Source organism: Streptomyces silaceus, from assembly GCF_001419745.1.
Classification (GTDB): domain Bacteria; phylum Actinomycetota; class Actinomycetes; order Streptomycetales; family Streptomycetaceae; genus Streptomyces; species Streptomyces silaceus.
Window position 1 is genome coordinate 1 of record NZ_LIRJ01000502.1, and the last position, 3,446, is coordinate 3,446.

3 protein-coding genes are annotated in these 3,446 nt (G+C 74.4%); all 3 read right to left on the reverse strand.

The genetic code is table 11. From position 1 onward, the window contains the following. Positions 1-119 precede the first annotated feature (119 nt). The 3 genes from AOK22_RS35345 to rsmA all read right to left on the reverse strand — a co-directional run bounded on the left by AOK22_RS35345 (position 120) and on the right by rsmA (position 3,306). Complete coding sequence (locus AOK22_RS35345) at positions 120-1,487, reverse strand: acyltransferase family protein (RefSeq protein ID WP_055702794.1); 1,368 nt, start codon at positions 1,485-1,487, stop codon at positions 120-122. 68 nt (positions 1,488-1,555) lie between these two features. Beyond that, on the reverse strand, positions 1,556-2,443 hold the full coding sequence (locus tag AOK22_RS35350) for a 4-(cytidine 5'-diphospho)-2-C-methyl-D-erythritol kinase (RefSeq protein WP_055702795.1): 888 nt from the start codon (positions 2,441-2,443) through the stop codon (positions 1,556-1,558). Continuing rightward, positions 2,440-3,306, reverse strand: a complete 867-nt coding sequence (rsmA, locus tag AOK22_RS35355) for a 16S rRNA (adenine(1518)-N(6)/adenine(1519)-N(6))-dimethyltransferase RsmA (RefSeq protein ID WP_055702796.1) — start codon at positions 3,304-3,306, stop codon at positions 2,440-2,442. Before rsmA ends, AOK22_RS35350 begins: the two co-directional genes overlap by 4 nt. Positions 3,307-3,446: the final 140 nt, after the last annotated feature.

Genomic DNA, 3,446 nt, shown 5'->3' on the forward strand with positions numbered 1-3,446 from the left:
GCCGTTCAGAGATCAGGTTATGACCGTCCCCGGCACCGCGTCCGCCTCAGGGACAACTCCGTGGACAACTCAATGACTGTGGAAATCTCCGTGCCCCGAACGAGTCCTTCCGGACCGGCCTACCCGCTGACCCGAGCACTCCGTCCCCGCCCCGGCCCCCGTCCCGCCCGCTCCACCAGCAGCCACCCCACCAGCGCCATCACCACCGCCACCGGCGCCGTCACATGGACCGCGATCAGCAGCGCCGTGCGGCCCTCCAGGAGGCCGCCGAAGCCGACCATCGACAGGCCGAGCACGCCGAACAGGCACAGGGTCACGCCGAGCGCCGCGGCGGGACCGGACACCGTGCCGCCGGGAGCACCCGACTCCCGTGCCGCACCCGGCCGTTCGAAGCGGCGGAAGGCCGCGACCAGCGCCGCCGTGAGGACCGCGGCCGCCGCCATCCGCGGCGGCACCTGCGCCCACCACGCCCCCGTCGCCGGCTCCGGCAGCGGGACGTCGAGGGCGAGCAGCATCCCGTACACACCGAGCATCGCCGTCAGGTGCCACAGGAACGCCGTCATGGAGATGCCGTTGGCCGCCACCACGCCACGCCAGACCCGCGGCCGCGCCAGCCACCGCGCCGCCGGGGCGCGCAGCAGTTCCACGGCGCCGACCAGCCACAGGCCGTGGCAGAGCAGGGCGAAGGTGGGCGGTGCCATGTTCGAGACGCGCTCGCCGGGCATGCCGACCATGGAGAGCGGATAGGGGCCGAGGGCCACGAGCAGGGAAACCCCCGCGAGTCCCGCGCCCGCCAGGACGTACGGCATGCGCAGCCGCAGCCGCCCGTCCGCGCGCAGGAAACCGAGCTGGTGGACGGCGAGCCAGACGAAGGCGAAGTTCAGGAACTCGACGTAGGGCACGCCGAACGCGAAGCGGGCCAGGTCCACCGCGCCCGCCGCCGCGACGAGCGCGCCGAACGCGCCCCACCCCCACCGCTCGTGCAGCCGCAGCAGCGGCGGGGTGAAGGCGACCATGGCGAGATAGATGCCGATGAACCACAGCGGCTGCGCCACGAGCCGCAGCGCGACGTCGAGCAACCCGCCCCTCCCGCCGCCCAGTTGGAGGATCAGCGCGCCCGCGCCCCACACCCCGATGAAGACCATGGTGGGCCGCAGCAGCCGCTGGAGCCGGGCCCGCAGGAAGGCCGAGTAGACGGATGCGCCGGGCGACGTGCGGGCCAGCGAGCGGTACGACAGCGCGTGCGAGAAGCCGCCGACGAAGAAGAAGACCGGCATGATCTGCAGCACCCAGGTGAGGAGCTGGAGCTCCGGCACCACGGCGAGGAGGTTGCCGACCTCGGCGTGACCGTCGTCGCCGACGGTCACGGCCGCCATCAGCCAGTGGCCGACGACGACCGTGCCGAGCGAGGCGACCCGCAGCAGGTCGATGTAGCGGTCACGCCCGGCGGGCGTCTGCGCGGCCAGTTCGCGAACACGTGATCCCATGGACGTACGGTCGCGCGCCGCCCCTGCCCGCCATCAGCGCCGCCGTACTCAGATCCGTACCTGAGTACCTAGAGCAGCGTGGCACCCGGGGCGGGCGACTCCGCGACCCGTGCCGCGCGGCAGGTCCCCGACGCCAGGAGCGCGTCCGCCACCTTCCGCGCCGCGTCGGCGTCGCGCGCGAGGAACGCGGTGGTCGGCCCGGAACCGGAGACGAGGGCGGCGAGGGCGCCCGCGTCCGTGCCGGCCGCGAGGGTCCGGGAGAGGGAGGGGAAGAGCGAAAGGGCGGCGGGCTGCAGGTCGTTGGCGACCGCTCCGGCGAGGGCGTCGGCGTCGCCGGTCCGCAGCGCCTCCAGGAGCGCGGGGGCGGCCTCGGGGGCGGGGGCGACCGGGGTCAGCCGGTCGAACTCGCGGTACACGGCGGGCGTGGAGAGCCCGCCGTCGGCGACGGCGAACACCCAGTGGAAGGTACCCCCGACGGCCAGCGGCTCCAGCTTCTCGCCGCGGCCGGTGCCGAGGGCGGCGCCGCCGACCAGGCTGAACGGCACATCGCTGCCCAACTCGGCGCAGATGTCGAGCAGTTCGCCCTGGGAGGCGCCGGTACCCCACAGCGCGTCGCACGCCACGAGCGCGCCCGCGCCGTCGGCGCTGCCGCCGGCCATGCCGCCCGCGACGGGAATGTCCTTGGCGATGTGGAGGTGCACGTCGGGGCGGATGCCGTACCGCTCGCCGAGGAGCTCGGCCGCGCGGGCCGCCAGGTTCGTACGGTCCAGGGGCACTTGATCGGACCCGGGCCCCTCGCACGTCACCCGCAGCTCATCGGCGGGCGTGACCGTGACCTCGTCGTAGAGGCCGACGGCGAGAAAGACGTTGGCGAGGTCGTGGAAGCCGTCGGCGCGGGCGGCGCCCACCGCCAGCTGGACATTGACCTTCGCGGGAACCCGTACGGTGACGCTCACGCGCCCGTCTCCTTGTGCTCGGCGATGCGCGCGAACTCCTCCACGGTCAGCGCCTCGCCGCGCGCCTGGGGCGAGACACCGGCGGCGACCAGGGCGGCCTCCGCGGCGGCCGCGGATCCGGCCCAGCCCGCCAGCGCGGCCCGCAGCGTCTTCCTGCGCTGCGCGAAGGCGGCGTCGACGACGGCGAAGACCTCGCGCTTCGAGGCGGTGGTCTTGATCGGCTCGTCCCGCCGGACCAGGGAGACGAGGCCCGAGTCGACGTTCGGGGCGGGCCAGAACACGTTGCGCCCGATGGATCCGGCGCGCTTCACGTCCGCGTACCAGGCGGCCTTCACGGACGGCACCCCGTACACGCGCGAGCCCGGTCCGGCGGCGAGGCGGTCGGCGACCTCCGCCTGGACCATCACGAGCGTGCGCTCGATGGTCGGGAAGGTGTCGAGCATGTGGAGCAGGACGGGTACGGCGACGTTGTACGGGAGGTTGGCGACCAGGGCGGTCGGGGCGGGGCCCGGCAGCTCCTTCACCAGCATGGCGTCACTGTGCACCAGCGCGAAGGAGTCGGCCTCGTGCGGCAGACGGGCCTGGATCGTCGCGGGCAGGGCGCCCGCGAGGACGTCGTCGATCTCCACGGCGGTGACGTGGGCGGCGGTCTCCAGGAGGGCCAGCGTCAGGGAGCCGAGGCCCGGGCCGACCTCGACGACGACGTCGTCCGGGCGGACTTCCGCGGTGCGGACGATGCGGCGGACGGTGTTGGCGTCGATGACGAAGTTCTGGCCGCGCTGCTTGGTCGGGCGGACGTCCAGGGCGGTGGCCAGTTCGCGGATCTCGGCGGGGCCGAGGAGGGGGCCGTGCTCAGTGCTCACCGCACCAGGTTAAGGGTCCCGGGGCCGGTGCCCCCGTCCCCTCCGCTCTCCCCCGGGGCCGACGCCCGCCCGCACCGGACTTGACGCCTCCTTCATCGCCACCCGGCGCCGTGGGCTGCGCCCGCCTGCACCGGGGCGGG

Coding starts and splice junctions, on each gene's coding strand:
- AOK22_RS35345 (WP_055702794.1), bottom strand. CDS start 1,487: ATGGGATCACGTGTTCGCGAACTGGCCGCGCAGACGCCCGCCGGGCGT.